The 17,820-nt window shown below is 68.1% G+C and carries 22 protein-coding genes; 15 read left to right on the top strand and 7 right to left on the bottom strand.

Annotation, left to right across the window (positions count from 1 at the left end; all coding sequences use genetic code 11):
• Nucleotides 1–82: 82 nt before the first annotated feature.
• Genes bioB through ACNQR1_RS22195 form a run of 3 tightly spaced genes read left to right on the top strand, consistent with a single transcriptional unit; the run spans nt 83 to nt 2,064 of the window.
• Complete coding sequence (gene bioB, locus ACNQR1_RS22205) at nt 83–1,090, top strand: biotin synthase BioB (RefSeq protein ID WP_418047869.1); 1,008 nt, start codon at nt 83–85, stop codon at nt 1,088–1,090.
• Nucleotides 1,091–1,114: 24 nt separating this feature from the next.
• Entirely contained in the window at nt 1,115–1,360 is a 246-nt protein-coding gene (locus ACNQR1_RS22200) for a hypothetical protein (protein WP_418050448.1), read from the top strand.
• Complete coding sequence (locus tag ACNQR1_RS22195) at nt 1,357–2,064, top strand: DUF2567 domain-containing protein (RefSeq protein ID WP_418047868.1); 708 nt, start codon at nt 1,357–1,359, stop codon at nt 2,062–2,064. The genes ACNQR1_RS22200 and ACNQR1_RS22195 overlap by 4 nt, the downstream gene beginning before the upstream one ends.
• Here ACNQR1_RS22195 and ACNQR1_RS22190 read toward each other — a convergent pair.
• The 4 genes from ACNQR1_RS22190 to ACNQR1_RS22175 are packed head-to-tail and all read right to left on the bottom strand — an operon-like array spanning nt 2,045 to nt 5,415.
• Nucleotides 2,045–2,455 (bottom strand): VOC family protein, encoded by a 411-nt coding sequence (locus tag ACNQR1_RS22190; RefSeq protein ID WP_418047867.1) that lies wholly within the window; start codon nt 2,453–2,455, stop codon nt 2,045–2,047. The genes ACNQR1_RS22195 and ACNQR1_RS22190 overlap by 20 nt on opposite strands.
• 48 nt (nt 2,456–2,503) lie before the next feature.
• The gene (locus tag ACNQR1_RS22185) at nt 2,504–3,319 is read right to left on the bottom strand and encodes an AraC family transcriptional regulator (RefSeq protein WP_418047866.1); all 816 of its coding nucleotides are present in this window, start codon (nt 3,317–3,319) and stop codon (nt 2,504–2,506) included.
• Nucleotides 3,320–3,348: 29 nt separating this feature from the next.
• Nucleotides 3,349–4,680, bottom strand: coding sequence for a lipase family protein (locus tag ACNQR1_RS22180; RefSeq protein WP_418047865.1), 1,332 nt, complete (start codon nt 4,678–4,680; stop codon nt 3,349–3,351).
• 42 nt (nt 4,681–4,722) lie between these two features.
• On the bottom strand, nt 4,723–5,415 hold the full coding sequence (locus ACNQR1_RS22175; protein ID WP_418047864.1) for an NUDIX hydrolase: 693 nt from the start codon (nt 5,413–5,415) through the stop codon (nt 4,723–4,725).
• Between the two features lie 46 nt (nt 5,416–5,461).
• Here ACNQR1_RS22175 and nadA point away from each other — a divergent pair, with 46 nt between their 5' ends.
• The 3 genes from nadA to nadC are packed head-to-tail and all read left to right on the top strand — an operon-like array spanning nt 5,462 to nt 8,960.
• On the top strand, nt 5,462–6,505 hold the full coding sequence (gene nadA / locus ACNQR1_RS22170; protein WP_418047863.1) for a quinolinate synthase NadA: 1,044 nt from the start codon (nt 5,462–5,464) through the stop codon (nt 6,503–6,505).
• Nucleotides 6,502–8,103: an L-aspartate oxidase gene (locus ACNQR1_RS22165; protein WP_418047862.1), complete on the top strand. Its 1,602-nt coding sequence runs from the start codon at nt 6,502–6,504 to the stop codon at nt 8,101–8,103. The genes nadA and ACNQR1_RS22165 overlap by 4 nt, the downstream gene beginning before the upstream one ends.
• Nucleotides 8,103–8,960, top strand: a complete 858-nt coding sequence (nadC, locus tag ACNQR1_RS22160; protein WP_418047861.1) for a carboxylating nicotinate-nucleotide diphosphorylase — start codon at nt 8,103–8,105, stop codon at nt 8,958–8,960. The genes ACNQR1_RS22165 and nadC overlap by 1 nt, the downstream gene beginning before the upstream one ends.
• Here the strand turns inward: nadC and ACNQR1_RS22155 are convergent.
• Nucleotides 8,897–9,775 carry a helix-turn-helix domain-containing protein gene (locus ACNQR1_RS22155; protein WP_418047860.1) on the bottom strand — a complete coding sequence of 293 codons (879 nt, stop codon included), beginning with the start codon at nt 9,773–9,775 and terminating at the stop codon, nt 8,897–8,899. The two genes, nadC and ACNQR1_RS22155, sit on opposite strands and share 64 nt — an antisense overlap.
• Nucleotides 9,776–9,861: 86 nt before the next feature.
• On the opposite strand from ACNQR1_RS22155, the gene ACNQR1_RS22150 reads away from it, so the two are divergent.
• Complete coding sequence (locus ACNQR1_RS22150; protein WP_418047859.1) at nt 9,862–10,272, top strand: SRPBCC family protein; 411 nt, start codon at nt 9,862–9,864, stop codon at nt 10,270–10,272.
• Here ACNQR1_RS22150 and rhtB read toward each other — a convergent pair.
• Together rhtB and ACNQR1_RS22140 are read right to left on the bottom strand one after the other, a co-directional pair.
• A complete protein-coding gene (rhtB, locus tag ACNQR1_RS22145; protein ID WP_418047858.1) occupies nt 10,269–10,904 on the bottom strand; it encodes a homoserine/homoserine lactone efflux protein in 636 nt (211 codons plus the stop codon). The genes ACNQR1_RS22150 and rhtB overlap by 4 nt on opposite strands.
• Before the next feature lie 21 nt (nt 10,905–10,925).
• On the bottom strand, nt 10,926–11,336 hold the full coding sequence (locus ACNQR1_RS22140; RefSeq protein ID WP_036446192.1) for a nitroreductase family deazaflavin-dependent oxidoreductase: 411 nt from the start codon (nt 11,334–11,336) through the stop codon (nt 10,926–10,928).
• A 104-nt stretch (nt 11,337–11,440) separates the two neighbouring features.
• Here ACNQR1_RS22140 and hisD point away from each other — a divergent pair, with 104 nt between their 5' ends.
• Genes hisD through hisI form a run of 8 tightly spaced genes read left to right on the top strand, consistent with a single transcriptional unit; the run spans nt 11,441 to nt 17,820 of the window.
• Nucleotides 11,441–12,769: a histidinol dehydrogenase gene (hisD, locus tag ACNQR1_RS22135; RefSeq protein ID WP_418047857.1), complete on the top strand. Its 1,329-nt coding sequence runs from the start codon at nt 11,441–11,443 to the stop codon at nt 12,767–12,769.
• A complete protein-coding gene (locus tag ACNQR1_RS22130; RefSeq protein ID WP_418047856.1) occupies nt 12,769–13,917 on the top strand; it encodes a histidinol-phosphate transaminase in 1,149 nt (382 codons plus the stop codon). The genes hisD and ACNQR1_RS22130 overlap by 1 nt, the downstream gene beginning before the upstream one ends.
• The gene (gene hisB / locus ACNQR1_RS22125) at nt 13,914–14,522 is read left to right on the top strand and encodes an imidazoleglycerol-phosphate dehydratase HisB (RefSeq protein WP_055113886.1); all 609 of its coding nucleotides are present in this window, start codon (nt 13,914–13,916) and stop codon (nt 14,520–14,522) included. The genes ACNQR1_RS22130 and hisB overlap by 4 nt, the downstream gene beginning before the upstream one ends.
• On the top strand, nt 14,519–15,136 hold the full coding sequence (gene hisH / locus ACNQR1_RS22120; RefSeq protein WP_418047855.1) for an imidazole glycerol phosphate synthase subunit HisH: 618 nt from the start codon (nt 14,519–14,521) through the stop codon (nt 15,134–15,136). The genes hisB and hisH overlap by 4 nt, the downstream gene beginning before the upstream one ends.
• Nucleotides 15,133–15,867, top strand: coding sequence for a bifunctional 1-(5-phosphoribosyl)-5-((5-phosphoribosylamino)methylideneamino)imidazole-4-carboxamide isomerase/phosphoribosylanthranilate isomerase PriA (gene priA / locus ACNQR1_RS22115; protein WP_418047854.1), 735 nt, complete (start codon nt 15,133–15,135; stop codon nt 15,865–15,867). Before hisH ends, priA begins: the two co-directional genes overlap by 4 nt.
• Nucleotides 15,864–16,694 (top strand): inositol monophosphatase family protein, encoded by an 831-nt coding sequence (locus ACNQR1_RS22110; RefSeq protein ID WP_090426294.1) that lies wholly within the window; start codon nt 15,864–15,866, stop codon nt 16,692–16,694. The genes priA and ACNQR1_RS22110 overlap by 4 nt, the downstream gene beginning before the upstream one ends.
• The gene (gene hisF, locus ACNQR1_RS22105; protein ID WP_418047853.1) at nt 16,691–17,476 is read left to right on the top strand and encodes an imidazole glycerol phosphate synthase subunit HisF; all 786 of its coding nucleotides are present in this window, start codon (nt 16,691–16,693) and stop codon (nt 17,474–17,476) included. Before ACNQR1_RS22110 ends, hisF begins: the two co-directional genes overlap by 4 nt.
• Nucleotides 17,476–17,820 carry a phosphoribosyl-AMP cyclohydrolase gene (hisI, locus tag ACNQR1_RS22100; protein WP_418047852.1) on the top strand — a complete coding sequence of 115 codons (345 nt, stop codon included), beginning with the start codon at nt 17,476–17,478 and terminating at the stop codon, nt 17,818–17,820. The genes hisF and hisI overlap by 1 nt, the downstream gene beginning before the upstream one ends.

The following is a 17,820-nucleotide window of genomic DNA, read 5'->3' as shown; positions in this document are numbered from 1 at the left end:
CTGAACGGTGTTCAATTGTCGGCACCGCCGACGTGTTCAATCGTCGGCTCGACCGGCCACACGATCCACAGGAGGACTTTCGGTGACGCAGGCAGCCGTAGATGTACTGGGCGTAGCTCGCGAGCAGGTTCTGGAGCGTGGCGTCGGCCTCGACCAGGACCAGACGCTGCAGGTGCTGCAGCTGCCCGACGACAAGCTCGAGGAGCTGCTGGCACTGGCCCACGAGGTCCGGATGAAGTGGTGTGGCCCCGAGGTCGAGGTCGAGGGCATCATCAGCCTCAAGACCGGCGGCTGCCCGGAGGACTGCCACTTCTGTTCGCAGTCGGGTCTGTTCGCCTCCCCGGTGCGCAGCGCGTGGCTCGACATCCCGAGCCTGGTCGAGGCTGCCAAGCAGACCGCCAAGACCGGCGCCACCGAGTTCTGCATCGTGGCCGCGGTGCGCGGCCCCGACGAGCGCCTCCTGGCCCAGGTGGCCGCTGGTATCGAGGCGATCCGCAACGAGGTCGACATCCAGATCGCCTGCTCGCTGGGCATGCTGACCCAGGAGCAGGTGGACCGCCTCAAAGACATGGGCGTGCACCGCTACAACCACAACCTGGAGACCGCGCAGTCGTTCTTCCCGAATGTGGTCACCACCCACTCGTGGGAAGAGCGCTGGGGCACCCTGGAGATGGTGCGTGAGGCCGGTATGGAGGTCTGCTGCGGCGGCATCCTGGGCATGGGCGAGACGCTGGAGCAGCGTGCCGAGTTCGCCGCCAACCTGGCCGAGCTGAACCCGCACGAGGTGCCGCTGAACTTCCTCAACCCGCGTCCGGGCACGCCGTTCGGCGATCTGGACGTGCTGCCGGCGGCTGAGGCGCTCAAGGCGGTGGCCGCGTTCCGGCTGGCCCTGCCGCGCACCATGCTGCGGTTCGCCGGTGGCCGCGAGATCACCCTGGGTGATCTCGGCGCCAAGCAGGGCATCCTGGGCGGTATCAACGCCGTCATCGTCGGCAACTACCTGACCACGCTGGGTCGCCCGGCCGAGTCGGACCTGGAGTTGCTCGACGATCTGCAGATGCCGATCAAGGCCCTCAACGCCAGCCTGTAGAACAGGGGTGTGGTGATCTCCGAGATGGCAGAAACGCCGGCTCTGCCCGCGCCGGTCGGCGCAGGCCTTTACAACGTCTACACCGGGGTGCAGGCTGACGCGGCTGACGGGACTGTCGTTCCCACCGCGGCCCAGCTCGGCCTGGAGCCGCCGCGGTTCTGCGCCGAGTGCGGCCGCCGGATGATCGTCCAGGTGCGGCCGACCGGGTGGTGGGCCAAGTGTTCGCGGCATGGGCAGGTGGATTCGACGGACCTGGATACGCGGCGATGAGCCTCTCGGGCGAAGAGCAGAAGGCACCGATGAGCCTCTCGGGCGAAGAGCAGATGCTGTCGGTCGGCCCCACCCCTGCCGCTATTCCGGGCGCGCCGCGAGTTTCGCGTGAGCGGGCCGTCCTGATCGTCATCGCTGCTCTTGCTGTGGCCGGTGCGGTTCTCGGGGCGCTGTGGGCCTTCCTGGCCCCGGGAGTGCACGGCGTGGTGGCTTTGACCCGCAGCGGCGACCGGGTGCACGCCTATCTGGGCGGCGAATCCGACCACTTCTTCACTTCGGCGTTCATGTTCGTGGGCCTGCTCGTCGTCCTGGGCGTCGTGGCGGCGGTCGCACTGTGGCAGTGGACCCCGCATCGCGGGCCGGTTCTGGTCGCCGCGTTGGCCGCCGGTTGTGGGGTGGCGACGGCTGTGGCTGCGGGTGTCGGTGCGGCACTTGCCCATTGGCGGTTCGGTTCGCTCGACATCGCCGGTGCTCCGGTCACTCCGGAAAACCGGGTCCACTATGTGGTGGAAGCTGCGTCGGTCTTCTTCGGGCACACGCAGCTGCAGATTGCCGGCACCATCCTGTTTCCGGCAGCGATGGCGGCGATGGTCTACGCGTTGATGGCGGTGTCGACGGTGCGTGACGACCTCGGGGCCTGGCCTCCTGTCCAGACGCCGGCGTATCCGGTGATCCCGCCGGTGGTCACTCCGCCGGCGGTTTGACGGCTGCCGGTTCGAATAGCTCGACCGGGTTGCCGTCGGGATCGGTGAGCTGGATCTGCCTGCCGCCCGGACCCGTCTCCACCGTGTTGCGGAACCCGACGCCGGCTCCGCGCAACTCGGTGACGGCTGCGTCGAGATCGTCGACCTCGATCACGATCCGGTTGTAGCCTCCCGGCGTCTGCGGGGTGCCGTCGGGCAGTTGACGTGCGCCCGAGCTGCCCGGGCCGCTCAGAAACAGGGTGAGGTTGCCGTTGACCACGGATGCGAATGCTGGTCCTCCGCGGAGGGCGACATCGAATCCCAGATGCTTGGTGTAGAAGGCAACCGCGCGCTCGACGTCGGTGACCTGGTAGCGGGCCGCGCCGGTTCGGTAGGTGATGTGTCCAGACATGACCGCAGTCTGCCGATCGTCGCGGCGCATGTATTGAACAAAATTGACCTATGGTTCGAGGGCGATGTGGTCGTCCTTCGCGACGTACCCGCTGCGGCGCAGTTGCTGGGCCGGTGTCATCCCTGAGAACTCGTGGAACTCCCTGATCATGTGCGATTGGTCGGCGTACCCGTGCTCGATGGCGAAGGTGGACCAATGTGGCGGTGACACCGCCGAGGAGACGGCGTCATGTGCGTGGCGGAACCGTTGCAGGCGGGCGAACCGTTTGGGCGTCATTCCGACCTGGGTGGTGAACAGCTGGATCAGCCTGCGATGGCTGAAACCGATTTCGCGGGCAAGCTTTTCGATCGAAGGTGGGTGATGATCGAGGCTGAGCGTGTCCACGGCGAAGGCCACTTCTCGGGTCAGGCCGCCGCCGCGTGATCGGGTGAGCAAGGCGAACTCGACGATGGCGAAGCGCTCCCTGACCGACTCCGCCTCGCAGATCTCGGAGCGCAGTTCGGTGGCCGCGCCGTTCCACAGCGCCTCGAGGTCGATGTGGGAACCGAGCAGTTCGTGCGGTGATACGCCGAGGACCGCGCGTATCCCGCCCGGCTTGAAGTGCACGCCCACCATGGCGGTGTGCTCGCGCGCGTCGATATCGAATGGCCGGGTGTAGGGGCCGGAGACGACGGCTCCTGAAAATTGTTGTGAACCATGGTGGTTGGTGATGGCGACGACATCAGTACCCAGATTGATGACGAGTTCGGTGGTACCCGTGGGCAGGATGCGCTCAGCGGGATAGGTGGGTCCGTCCGCAATGCACCACAGGTGGTCGACGCTGTCGCGCAGGGCCACCGGCGGAAGCTGACGGATATAACGCATCTACCCCTATTGTGCCAGCTCTCGGCAGGTCAGAGCGGGCGTCGCCGAACTGTCCGACCCAACGCGACCTTGGTGGCGATTCCGGCCAGCCGCGCCATGCCCATGTAGGTGATCGGGTTCAGCAGCGTCGGCCACTTGGACCGCACGAGGTTGGCGGTCAGCGGGCGGTCTGCGAACCGGTCGGTGAGCCAGCGCAAGGCCATCGGCGCCGAGAACGGGTGCAGCAGCAGATGTTCGCTGAACATGTCGCGGTGGTAGGTCACGTCGGCGCCGCCGGCCAGGTAGGTGTCGGCGAGTTCGTCGATGTCGTCGACCGAGATGATCTCGTCGTGCACGGCCTGAACGATCAGCACCGGCGGAACCGGCACGGCCACACCGAGTTTGGTGTCCTGGAACACCTCGCTGACCTCGGGCCCGTCGAGGATTTCCTCCAGCGGCATGTCGACCAGGTCGGCCATGTCCGTGCGGAACATCCGGACGATGGCCTCCGCGGTCGTCATCCGGTGCAGCCGGTCGAGGACCTTGCGTCCCTCGGTCGTGGCGTGCTCGGCGATGACCCGGTTGAGGTTGGGGTAGATGTCGGCGAGGGCGGCGACCACGAGGGCAGGCAGACCTGAGAACACAGTGCCGTTGAGCCTGCGGAAGGTGTTGCCGAGGTTGCCGACGGGGGAACCGAGGACGGCGCCGACGATGTTGAGCTCGGGCGCGTAGCTGCCGGCCATCTCGGCGGCCCAGGCGCTGGCCAGGCCGCCGCCGGAGTATCCCCACAGCCCGATGCGGGTGGTCGGCGAGAGCGACAGGTGCTCGGCGTTGATCGCCGCACGCAAGCCGTCGAGCACCCGGTAGCCCGGCTCATACGGTGCGCCCCACATGCCGTTGATGCCCTCATGGTCGGGAACCGAGACTGCCCAGCCCTCGGCCAGGGCGGCCGACATCAGCAGGAATTCCAGCTGGGCCAGGGAGCCGGTGGCCTTGGCGTGATGGCGCAGGGCATATGAGGGGAAGCACCGGGCCGAGATCGCGTCGATCGCGCACTGGTACGACACGATCGGGCAGTCGGGCGCGGCGTCGGCCGGGACGATGACGGTGGTGGCGGCGGCTTCGGGGATGCCGTTGCGGTCGGTGGAGCGGTACAGCAGCTGCGTGGCGTGCAGGCGCTGCGGGATCAGGCCCAGAAATGCCAGCTCGACGTCGCGGCTGCGCAGCACGGTGCCCGGTTCGGCGTGCTGGAACCCGGCAGGGGGGACGTAGAACGGATCGTCGTGGGGGAGGACGGGGCGAGCGGTGTGGTCGAGGTCCTCGTGAGGTGCCCGACCGATCCATTCGGCTGCTGAGACGCTGGCCGCACTGCCCAAGTCCATCCCGGCATTCTTACTTAAGAAGGGTCTAAGAATCCAGTCGACTCACCCGGGAGGCCGTAGAGCAGCGAATTCGTCGGTGACGCGGTACCGCGAGTCGGTGAAGCGGTACAGCGCCGCGGGGCGGCCCCCGCTACGGCCCGATCGGGCGGTGGTTCCGGTGCGGGTGATGACCTTGCGGCGTAGCAGCACCCGTTGCAGGTTCGTGGCGTCGACCTGGTAGTCGAGTGCGGCGCTGTAGATGTCCCGCAACGTAGATAGCGCGAATTCTTTTGGTGCCAAAGCGAATCCGATGTTGGTGTACGACATCTTGGCCACCAGCCGGTTGCGTGCGTGTTCGACCATCGGCGCATGGTCGAAGGCCATCGGGGGCAGGTCACTGACCGGATGCCAGCGGGTGTCCGGCGGCAGGGCCGGGGTCGAGGGGGAGGGCACCAGGCCAAGGAAGGTCGATGCGATGGTCCGCGTGCCGGGGACCCGACGTGGGTCGGAAAACACCGCCAACTGCTCCAGATGGGCGAGCTCTCGCAGGTCGACCTTCTCGGCCAGTTGTCGTCGAACGGAGCTGATCAGATCCTCGTCGTCGTCCAGTCGGCCGCCGGGTAGCGACCATTTGCCCTGCTCGGGATCCAGTGCCCGCTGCCACAGCAGCACGTTGAGTGCGGGTTGCCTGGTGTCGAGGTCGCGAACCTGGAACACGACGGCGAGCACTTCGTGCGCGGTGTTACCATGTGGCATGTTTTCGATTATAAGTCGAAAACCTGACGCAGTGGAGGAGGTCGGCGTGACCGCTCTCAATGACACCCTCGCGGGGGGCTTGGCAGAACAGATCGTCGATGGTCCCGGTGGCTATTCCGGTGTTGACGGCGACGAGAAATGGGCTGCTGAGATCCGCCGTCTGGTCGATCAGCGCGGCGCGACGTTGCTGGCGCACAACTACCAGCTGCCCGCCATCCAGGACGTCGCGGACCACGTGGGTGATTCCCTGGCGCTCTCACGCATCGCCGCCGAGGCTCCCGAGGACACCATCGTGTTCTGCGGTGTCCACTTCATGGCCGAGACGGCGAAGATCCTCAGCCCTGACAAGACGGTGCTGATCCCGGACCAGCGAGCCGGGTGCTCGCTGGCTGATTCGATCACCGCCGACGAGTTGCAGGCCTGGAAAGACGAGCACCCCGGTGCGGTCGTCGTTTCCTATGTCAACACCACTGCCGCGGTGAAGGCGCTGACCGACATCTGCTGCACCTCGTCGAATGCCGTCGAGGTGGTCGCCTCGATTCCCGAGGACCGCGAGGTGCTGTTCTGCCCGGATCAGTTCCTGGGAGCGCACGTCCGGCGCATCACCGGCCGCAAGAACCTGCACGTCTGGGCCGGCGAATGCCACGTGCACGCCGGGATCAACGGCGACGAGCTGGCGGCCCAGGCCCGGTCGCACCCCGACGCCGAACTCTTCGTGCACCCCGAATGCGGATGTGCCACCTCGGCGCTCTACCTGGCGGGTGAGGGCGCGGTTCCCGAGGAGCGGGTGAAGATCCTGTCCACCGGCGGCATGCTCGACGCAGCCCGGGAAACCCGGGCGCGGCAGGTGCTGGTCGCGACCGAGGTCGGCATGCTGCACCAGTTGCGCAGGGCCGCACCCGAAGTCGACTTCCTCGCCGTCAACGACCGCGCGTCGTGCACCTACATGAAGATGATCACTCCGGCCGCGCTGCTGCGCTGCCTGATCGAGGGCGCCGACGAGGTGCATGTCGATCCCGAAACCGCCCGCCTGGGTCGTGCCAGCGTGCAGCGGATGATTGCGATTGGCCAGCCCGGCGGCGGCGAATGAACCCGACGGGCAGCGCCCGGGGATCAAGCCGCTTCGCCTGCGGCAGTTCAACGCTGTGGCAGCAGCGCGCTGACGTCGTCGTGGTCGGCACCGGTGTCGCGGGGCTGGTGGCGGCCCTGGCCGCGCATCGTCGCGGCCGCCGGGTGGTGGTGCTGAGCAAGGCCCGCGAGACCGCGACCTTCTACGCCCAGGGCGGGATCGCCGTCGTGCTGCCGGATACCGACGACTCTGTCGAGGCGCACGTCGCCGACACGGTGGCTGCCGGCGGAGGTCTGTGTGACCCCGATGCGGTGCGCTCCATCGTCGCGGCCGGCTACGACGCGGTGGCGGACCTGGTTGCCGACGGCGCGCAGTTCGACGAGACGGCCCCTGGGCGTTGGGCCCTGACCCGCGAGGGCGGACACACCCGACGCCGGATCATCCACGCCGGTGGCGATGCCACCGGGGCCGAGGTGCAGCGGGCACTCGATTCTGCGGCGGCCAAACTCGACATCCGGCGCGACCACGTGGCGCTGGAGGTTCTGCGCGACGACGCCACGGTGACCGGGGTACTGGTCCGCAATGAGGACGGCGTCGGCATCATCCACGCGCCGTCGGTCATCTTGGCCACCGGAGGCCTCGGCCACGTCTATGCGGCCACCACCAACCCCAGTGGCTCGACCGGTGACGGAATCGCCCTCGCGATGTGGGCCGGCGTTCCGGTCCGCGATATCGAGTTCGTCCAGTTCCATCCGACCATGCTGTACGCCGAGAACAGCGGTGGGCGGCGACCTCTCATCACCGAAGCGCTGCGCGGAGAAGGCGCGGTACTCATTGACTCGCAAGGTAACTCGGTGACCGACGGGGTGCACCCGATGGGGGACCTGGCCCCGCGCGACGTCGTGGCCGCAGCCATCAACGCCCGGCTGAACGCCACCGGCGACCCGTGCGCCTACCTCGACGCCCGGAGCGTCGCCCAGTTCGCCGACCGGTTTCCCACCGTGGCGGCGGCGTGTGCGGCAGCCGGTGTCGACCCGACCCGGCAACCCATCCCGGTCGTGCCCGGCGCCCACTACAGCTGTGGCGGCGTGGCCACCGACGTGCATGGCCGCACCGACCTGCCCGGGCTCTTCGCCGCTGGAGAAGTGGCCCGCACGGGTATGCACGGGGCCAACCGGTTGGCCTCCAACAGTCTTCTGGAAGGGCTGGTCGTCGGCGGCAGGGCCGGCCGGCTGGCCGCCGAGCATGCCGGCGCGGCAGGCTCGGTACGCGCGCAGCCGCCGCAGGACCGCCGCCAAGACGTCGTTGACCGAGATGCTCTGCAGCACGCCATGTCTGAGCATGCCTCAGTGGTCCGCGACGCCGATGGCCTGCGCCGGCTGGAAGCCGTTCTCGACGGTGCGCGGTCGGTGCAGCCGGCCAACCGTCAGAGCTTCGAGGACGCGTCCCTCACCACGACGGCCCGGGCGATTGCCGTCGCAGCCCTGGCCCGCACCGAAAGCCGCGGCTGCCACCATCGCGGCGATCACCCCGAAACCGATCCCGCTCAGGAGCATTCCGTGACGATTCGCGCCGTGGCCGGCCGCCCCGCCCTCGACACCGCAACGGTGGTGTGCTGATGGCACTTTCGGATGTCGAGCTGGGTGAGGCGCGTGCCACGATCGCCCGGGCGCTCGAAGAAGACCTGCGCTACGGCCCGGACGTGACGACCCTCGCCACCGTGGGCGCCGACGCGATGACCACCGCCTCGGTGGTCAACCGGGAGCCGGGCGTGGCTGCCGGTGTCGACATCGCGCTGCTGGTGCTCGACGAGGTCCTCGGCGCCGACGGCTACCGCGTCCTCAACCGCGTCGAGGACGGTGCCCGGCTCGACGCCCGTTCGTCGATCCTGACGGTCGAGGCGCCGACCCGGGGCCTGCTCACGGCCGAGCGCACGCTGCTCAACCTGATGTGCCACCTGTCGGGAATCGCCACGGCGACCGCTGCCTGGGTCGACGCGGTGGCCGGCACCAACGCCAAGATCCGCGACACTCGCAAGACGCTGCCGGGTATGCGTGCGCTGCAGAAGTACGCGGTGCGCGTCGGCGGCGGCGTCAACCACCGGATGGGTCTGGGCGATGCCGCGTTGATCAAGGACAACCACGTCGCCGCGGCCGGGTCGGTGCTGGCCGCGCTCAAGGCGGTTCGGGCCGAGGCCCCGGACCTGCCGTGCGAGGTCGAGGTGGATTCGCTCGAACAACTCGACGATGTGCTCTCGGCCGATGTGGAACTGGTGCTGCTGGACAACTTCCCGGTCTGGCAGACCCAGATTGCGGTCCAGCGCCGGGACAAGCACTCACCCAAGACTCTGCTGGAATCGTCGGGCGGTCTGACGCTGGACAGCGCGGCCGACTACGCCGGCACCGGGGTCGACTACCTCGCGATCGGTGCCCTCACCCATTCGGTGCGGGTGCTCGACATCGGGCTCGATACCTGATCCGCGGCGGCGCGGCGTAGTTCGCGCCGGGTCGCGGACGGTGTCCAGCCGGTGTGTGCCCGCACTGTGCGGCAGAAGTGGGCCTGGTCGGCGAATCCCAGTGCGGCTGCGACGTCGGCCATCGTGGAGTCCCCGCGGTGCAGATGCTCGAGTGCCCGGCCGACCCGGACCCGGTTGCGGTACCGCGTCACCGATACCCCCAACTCATTGCTGAACGAACGGCTCAGGCGGTAGGGCGACACTCCGAGCGCGGCTGCGAGCGGGAACAGCCCCACGGCAGCGTCATCGGCCTGCCTGATCGCGTCGCGGGCCCGTGCGACCAACCGCCGCTCGGACAGCCGGGCCGGTGATCCGGCCGGTAGCGGCCGATGCGCGGCCGAGCGCAGCGCCGCACCCACCAGCCGCACCAGACCCTCGGCGAGTTGACAGTCGGGATCGTCGCGACCGGTGGCCAGCAGCCGCCGGTGCGCCAGTTCGAGACGGGCGTCCACGTACACGGCAGCGGGTCCGATCTGTTTCGGCTCGCCGGCGAGTTGCCACCAGTTCTCGGCGTTGAGCTGCAACGACGTGCAGGCATCGCCGCCGTGTGGATGAGCGAAATGTTCGGGCTCCCCGGGCGCACCGAGATAGCCGAGCGTCGCATCGTGTTCCACCGTGCCCCCGGACCCACGACGCTGAAAGCGCCCGGAGCGCACCAGCACGAACCGCCCGTCGACCGGGCATTCGGGCTCCGACCAGTCCGCGTGCTCGCCGGTGCAGCTCCAGGTTGCGATGCTGAAATCCGGCCGGGAAATCAGCGTCTGTGCACTCAACACCTCCCACACGCTAGCCCCGCGGACCGACATCCAAGGCCCGCAAGAATGTTCAAGACACCAGGTCAGTGTCCGGCCAGACTGATGCCATGGCATCGATCCAGATCGAGTTCGACGTTGAAGCCGACAGTTCGCTGGTGTGGCAGGTGATCGGCGATTGGGCAGAAGGGCCCGTGCGGATGGCGCCGGGATTCGTGGCGTCCTGCCAGGCGGACGGCGATGTTCGCGTCGTGACGTTCGCGGACGGATTCGTCGCCCGCGAGCGCCTGGTCAGCCGCGACGACCCGGCCCGCCGAATCGCCTACTCCCTGATCGGCGACAGCGCCCGGCCCGAGCATGACAATGCCGTCATGCAGGTGGTGGCCGACGGCCCGCAGCGCTGCCGTTTCCTCTGGTCACGCGATGTGCTGCCCAACGAGGCCGCTGGCCCGCTTCGGGCCGCGATGGAGACGGCGGCGCCGATCATCAAGGCAGCGCTGGAGAACACGACGAGTGCCTAGGCGGTCGCGCCGCGACGTACCAACGAGAGCACCACGGCGGCCGTCGCGAACAGCCCGGAGAACACCCGGCCGAGGATGGTCTGCTGACGCGGCGTCTGGAGCCACGTGAGCAGCCGGGCCGCCAGTCCGGTGTAGAGGCTCATCACGACCACGTCGACGGCGACCATCGTCGCCCCGATCGCCAGATACTGCGGCAGCAACGGCGCGCTCGGCACCACGAACTGCGGCAGTACGGCGACCAGGAACACCAGGCCCTTGGGGTTGGTGGTGTTCACCAGGAAACCGCGCATCACCAGCGACAGCCGGCCCCGCTCGCCGGCGCCGCCCATCCGGGCGCGCAAGTCCTGAGAGGCGCTGCGCCATTGCTGGACCGCGAGGTAGATCAGATACGCCACACCGATCCACTTGACGATGTGGAAGGCCAGCATCGACTTGGCGACGAGGGCGCCCAGGCCGACGGCGACCAACACCAGCTGCGCAAGCAGCCCGATCTGGAGGCCGAGCACGCTCCATGACCCGCGGCGCACGCCATGGGTCAGGCCGGTCGCCATCGACTGGATCGCCCCGGCACCGGGGGACAGGCTGATGGCGATCGACGCGCCGAGAAACGCGAGCCAGATCTGCCAGGTCATGTATGCAGTCTGGCGAGCGTGTCAAACGATATCTGCGACGAAGACGCCCATCCGGCGGGCCGCGTTGCGGGGGATCCGGGGGAGGGTCGGATCGTCGGTGCCTGCCGGCAGGACACGCGGATTGGTGATCTTGATGTCGTCGCGGAACAGGTGCACATCGGCCCCGCCGGCTGCGATCACGTTCTTCACCCAGTTGGTCTTTCCGTGCAGGAGCGTCACCGCGAAAACGTTGCCTTTGCGGTAGCTGGTGACGATCGTCTCGTACGGCGTACCGGAGGTGCGGCCCCGATGCTTGATCACGGTGAAGCCGGGCAAGCGCTTGGAAAACGGCTTCACCAGCGGATTGATGTATTTGATCTGGAACCGCTCCAGTGCGGGCGGCACGAGCATCGGTACGCCGGGGGCGTTGTTCGGGTGGTCTTTCGCGGACATCTTGGGCTCCGTTCGGCAGTCTGGGACCACCCTACGGCGGGTCGTGCCGGTCGCAGTGGATGACGGATTTTTATCAACTGGACTGATCAGGGACAATTGAACCGATGGCCGAGTTTCAGATGTCCCGCATCGACCTGCGTAACCGTGTGCTGAACGCCGCGCAGTTGCGATCTGCGCTGCCCCGCGGCGGAGTCGATGTGGACGCAGTGGTGCCCAAGGTCCGCCCGATCGTGGAGGCCGTCGCCGAGCATGGCGCGACGGCCGCGCTGGACTACGGCCATACCTTCGACGGCATCCGGCCCGACACCGTGCGAGTACCTGCGGCCAGACTGGCTGCCGCCCTGGCCGACCTCGACCCCGACGTGCGCGCCGCCCTGCAGGTCGCGATCGACCGGGCGCGCATCGTGCACGCCGATCAACGCCGCACCGACACCACCACCGCGCTGGCCCCCGGTGCCACCGTCACCGAACGCTGGGTGCCGGTTGAGCGCGTCGGGCTGTACGTGCCCGGCGGCAACGCCGTCTATCCGTCGAGCGTCGTGATGAACGTGGTGCCCGCGCAGACCGCCGGCGTCGACTCGCTGGTGATCGCCAGCCCGCCTCAGTCGGAATTCGACGGACTGCCGCACCCGACCATCCTGGCCGCCGCAGCGCTGCTCGGTGTCGACGAGGTGTGGGCCGTCGGTGGCGCGCAGGCCGTGGCGTTGCTGGCCTACGGCGGCACCGACACCGACGGCGCCGAACTCGCCCCGGTCGACATGATCACCGGCCCTGGCAACATCTACGTGACCGCCGCCAAGCGGATCTGCCGCTCGCAGGTCGGCATCGACGCCGAAGCCGGCCCCACCGAGATCGCGATCCTGGCCGATCACACGGCCGATCCGGTACACGTTGCCGCGGACCTGATCAGCCAGGCCGAGCACGACGAGATGGCGGCCAGCGTGCTGGTCACCGACAGCGAAGCACTCGCTGAGGCCACCGACCGCGAGCTCACCCGCCAGCTGGCCACCACGGTGCACGTCGACCGCGTTCGGGTGGCGCTGTCGGGCAAGCAGTCCGCGATCGTGCTCGTCGACGACATCGAGGCCGGGGTGCGAGTGGTCAACGCCTACGCCGCCGAGCACCTGGAGATCCAGACGGAGGACGCGCCCGCCGTCGCCGGCCGGATTCGTTCTGCGGGAGCCATTTTCGTGGGTGCCTGGTCTCCGGTCAGCCTGGGCGATTACTGCGCCGGCTCCAACCACGTGCTGCCGACCGCGGGCTGTGCCCGGCATTCCAGCGGCTTGTCCGTGCAGACGTTCCTGCGCGGTATCCACGTCGTCGAATACGACGAGGCGGCACTGAAGGACGTTTCCGGACACGTGATCACGTTGTCCAAGGCCGAAAACCTGCCCTCGCACGGTGAGGCGGTACGACGGAGGTTCGAGCGGTAATGGGCGCACAGGATGTGACGCTGGCCGATCTGCCGCTGCGGGAGAACCTGCGCGGGAAATCTCCGTACGGTGCACCGCAATTGGTGGTGCCGGTGCGGCTCAACACCAATGAGAACCCGCATCCGCCGACTCAGGCCCTGATCGACGACGTCGCCGCGACGGTTCGCGACGCCGCCGCCGAGCTGCACCGCTATCCCGACCGGGATGCGGTGGAGTTGCGCACCAGTCTGGCCGCCTATCTCACCGAGGCCACCGGCGTGCAACTCACCGTCGACAACCTGTGGGCGGCAAACGGTTCCAACGAGATCCTGCAGCAGCTGCTGCAGGCTTTCGGCGGTCCGGGACGTACCGCGATCGGTTTCGTGCCGTCGTACTCGATGCACCCGATCATCTCCGATGGCACCCAGACGGAGTGGCTGCAGGCCGCCCGCGCCGCGGATTTCGGACTCGACGTCGATGTTGCCGTGGCCGCGGTCAAAGAGCGCACACCCGACGTGGTGTTCGTGGCGAGCCCCAACAACCCGTCGGGTCAGAGTGTTTCGATCGAGGACCTGCGCCGCCTGCTACAGGCGTTGTCTTCTGGGCCGGGTGGCATCTTGATCGTCGACGAGGCCTACGGCGAGTTCTCCTCGCAGCCCAGTGCGGTCACGCTGATCGACGAGTTCCCGGCCAAGCTGATCGTCACCCGCACGATGAGCAAGGCGTTCGCGTTCGCCGGCGGACGGCTCGGCTACCTGGCCGCCGCACCCGCGGTGATCGATGCGCTGCTGCTGGTGCGGTTGCCGTATCACCTGTCGGTGCTGACCCAGGCCGCAGCCTGTGCGGCACTGCGTCACGCCGACGACACCCTGGCCAGCGTCGCGACGCTGGCTGCCGAACGCGACCGGGTGAGCGCCGAACTGAACCGCTTGGGGTACCGCGTGATCCCCAGCGACGCGAACTTCGTGTTGTTCGGTGACTTCACCGATGCGCCGGCGACGTGGCAGCGCTACCTGGACAAGGGAATCCTGATCCGCGATGTCGGTATCCCTGGCTTCCTGCGCACCACGATCGGTCTGGCCGAGGAGAATGACGCGTTCCTGGCTGCCAGTGCCGATCTGGCTGCCACCGAACTTCAGCCCGCCAACAGCCCGGTAGGAGCATCGTGACCCGTCGCGCGAAAGTCGAACGCAAGACCAGGGAATCCGACATCACCGTCGAGATCGACCTCGACGGCACCGGTGTCGTCGACATCGACACCGGTGTCCCGTTCTTCGATCACATGCTGACTGCGCTGGGCACCCACGCCAGCTTCGATCTCACGGTGCACGCCAAGGGCGACATCGAGATCGAGGGGCACCACACGATCGAGGACACCGCGATCGTGCTGGGTCAGGCGCTCGGCCAGGCCCTGGGCGACAAGAAGGGCATCCGCCGGTTCGGTGATGCGTTCATCCCGATGGACGAGTCGCTGGCGCATGCCGCAGTCGACGTGTCCGGTCGACCGTACTTCGTGCACACCGGGGAGCCCGAGTTCATGGTGGAATTCACCATCGCAGGCTCCAGCGCGCCCTACCACACCGTGATCAACCGGCACGTGTTCGAATCGCTGGCGTTCAATGCCCGCATCGCGTTGCACGTGCGGACGCTCTACGGTCGCGACCCGCACCACATCACCGAGGCGCAGTACAAGGCGGTGGCTCGCGCGCTGCGACAGGCCGTCGAGTACGACGCCCGCGTGACCGGTGTCCCGTCGACCAAGGGCACTCTGTGACAAAGAAAGTCGTCGTACTCGACTACGGATCAGGCAACCTGCGCTCGGCTCAACGCGCGCTGGAGCGCGTCGGAGCCGATGTCGAGGTCACCGCCGATCCCGGCGCTGCCGCGGCAGCCGACGGGCTCGTGGTGCCCGGTGTCGGTGCGTTCGAGGCCTGCATGACCGGACTGCGGGCGATCGGCGGCGAGAAGATCATCGCCGACCGGCTACAGCATGGTCGCCCGGTGTTGGGCGTCTGCGTCGGCATGCAAATCCTGTTCGCCCGCGGAGTGGAGTTCGGGACGGAGTCCACCGGCTGCGGACAGTGGCCCGGTTCGGTGACCCGCCTGGATGCCCCGGTGATTCCGCACATGGGCTGGAATGTCGTCGACGCCGCTCCCGGGAGCACCCTGTTCAAGGGGCTCGACGCCGCCACGCGCTTCTATTTCGTGCACTCGTACGCTGCCCAGGAGTGGTCCGGAAATCCGGGCGCACTGGTCACCTGGGCGACGCATCACGTGCCGTTCATCGCCGCCGTCGAAGACGGTGCGCTGTCGGCTACGCAATTTCATCCGGAGAAGAGCGGCGACGCGGGTGCGACGCTGCTCACGAATTGGGTTGAGGGACTGTGAGTTTGATTCTGTTGCCGGCTGTCGATGTGGTGGACGGCAAAGCGGTGCGTCTCGTCCAGGGCAAGGCGGGCAGTGAGACCGATTACGGCTCGGCACTGGAAGCTGCGGAGGCCTGGCAGCGTGACGGTGCGGAGTGGATCCACCTGGTGGACCTGGACGCCGCCTTCGGGCGCGGCAGCAACCGTGAGCTGCTGGCCGATCTGGTCGGGAAGCTCGACGTGAAAGTCGAACTGTCCGGCGGGATCCGCGACGACGATTCGCTGAAGGCCGCCATGGACACCGGCTGTGCCCGGGTGAACATCGGCACCGCGGCTCTCGAGAGTCCCGAGTGGTGCCGCCGGGCCATCGCCGAATACGGCGACCGGGTGGCAGTGGGGTTGGACGTGCAGTTCGAGAACGACAGCTGGCGGCTCCGCGGCCGCGGCTGGGAGACCGACGGCGGCGAGCTCTGGGAGGTCCTGGATCGCCTTGACCGCGAAGGGTGTTCGCGCTACGTCGTCACCGACGTCACCAAGGACGGCACCCTGACCGGCCCCAACCTGGAGCTGCTGGCCGCGGTCGCCGACCGCACCGACGCCCCGGTGATCGCCTCGGGCGGCGTGTCGAGCCTCGATGACCTCCGGGCGATCGCCACCCTGACCGGCCACGGTGTCGAGGGCGCCATCGTCGGGAAGGCGCTCTACGCCGAACGATTCACTCTGCCGCAGGCACTGGCCGCGGTCAGCGGATAAGCGAGGTGGGTGACCTGGATCCGTCGAAGCTGGCCGCACTGGTAGCTGCGGCGACCGAGATCCTCGACGCGGCGTCGGTGCCGTTCATCGCCGGGCACCGCGCGGATTCCGCGGTCACCAAGCAGGGCAACGACTTCGCCACCGAGGTCGACCTCGCGATCGAGCGCCAGGTGGTGCGGGCACTGACCGAAGCCACCGGGATCGGCGTTCACGGTGAGGAATTCGGCGGAGAGCCCATCGATTCGCCGCTGGTGTGGGTGCTCGACCCGATCGACGGCACCTTCAACTACGCGGCCGGGTCGCCGATGGCGGCGATCCTGCTCGGCCTGCTGGCCGATGGTGAGCCGGTCGCCGGCCTGACCTGGCTCCCGTTCACCGGGCAGCGGTACTCGGCTTTGGCCGGGGGACCGGTGCGCGACAACGGAACCGCGCTGCCGCCGCTGGGATCGCCCACGTTGACCGATTCGATCGTCGGCATCCAGACCTTCAACATCGACTCCCGCGGCCGGTTCCCAGGCCGCTACCGGGTCGAGGTGCTGTCCAATCTGAGCCGGGTCTGCTCGCGGGTGCGGATGCACGGCGCCACCGGGGTGGACCTGGCCTACGTCGCCGCCGGGATCCTGGGCGGGGCCATCAGTTTCGGACACCACATCTGGGACCATGCCGCCGGCGTGGCGTTGGTTCGGGCCGCCGGGGGCATCGTGACGGACCTGGCCGGCGACCCATGGACGGCCGAGTCGAAGTCGGCGCTGGCCGCCGCGCCCGGCGTGCACGAACGCATGCTGGAAATCGTGAAATCCGCTGGCAATCCGGAGGACTACCTGTGAGCACCATCAGTGACGTTGCAACGAGGATCATCCCGTGCCTCGACGTCGACGCCGGCCGGGTGGTCAAGGGGGTCAACTTCGAGAACCTGCGTGATGCGGGTGATCCTGTCGAACTCGCCGCCGCTTACGACGCGGAGGGTGCCGACGAGCTCACCTTCCTCGACGTGACCGCGTCGTCGTCGGGCCGGACCACCATGCTCGAGGTGGTCAAGCGCACCGCCGAGCAGGTGTTCATCCCGCTGACCGTCGGTGGCGGCGTGCGTTCGGTCGACGACGTCGACGTGCTGCTGCGCGCCGGCGCCGACAAGGTGTCGGTCAACACCGCCGCGATCGCGCGGCCCGAACTGCTCGCCGAGATGGCCCGCCAGTTCGGTTCCCAGTGCATCGTGCTCAGCGTCGACGCACGCACCGTGCCTGCAGGCGAGCAGCCCACCGCCTCGGGGTGGGAGGTGACCACTCACGGCGGGCGCCGCGGCACCGGAATCGATGCGATCGAATGGGCTGCGCGGGGCGCCGAACTCGGGGTCGGCGAGATCCTGCTCAACTCGATGGACCGCGACGGCACCAAGGCCGGGTTCGACCTGCCGATGCTGCGTGCGGTGCGCGCGGCAGTGGGTGTCCCGGTGATCGCCAGCGGCGGTGCCGGTGCCGTGGCCGATTTCGCGCCTGCCGTGCAGGCCGGCGCCGACGCGGTGCTGGCTGCCAGTGTGTTCCATTTCCGGGAGCTGACCATCGGCGAGGTGAAGGCGGCGATGGCCGCAGAAGGGATTGTGGTGCGGTAATGGCTCTTGATCCCGATATCGCCAAGCGCCTCAAGCGCAACGCCGACGGACTGTTCAGCGCGGTGGCGCAGGAACGCTCCACCGGTCAGGTGCTGATGGTCGCCTGGATGGACGACGACGCGCTGGCCCGCACCCTGGAAACCCGTGAGGCCACCTACTTTTCGCGTTCCCGCGGAGAGCAGTGGGTCAAAGGGCTGACGTCGGGGCACACGCAGTACGTGCACTCCGTCCGCTTGGACTGCGACGGTGACACGGTCTTGTTGGAGGTCGATCAGACCGGCGCGGCCTGCCACACCGGAGCGCACACGTGCTTCGACGCGGATGTGCTGCTGTCCGACGGCTGA

Source organism: Mycobacterium sp. 48b (assembly GCF_048282725.1).
Taxonomy (GTDB): Bacteria; Actinomycetota; Actinomycetes; order Mycobacteriales; family Mycobacteriaceae; genus Mycobacterium.
This window is presented reverse-complemented; position numbering and strand designations above follow the sequence as displayed.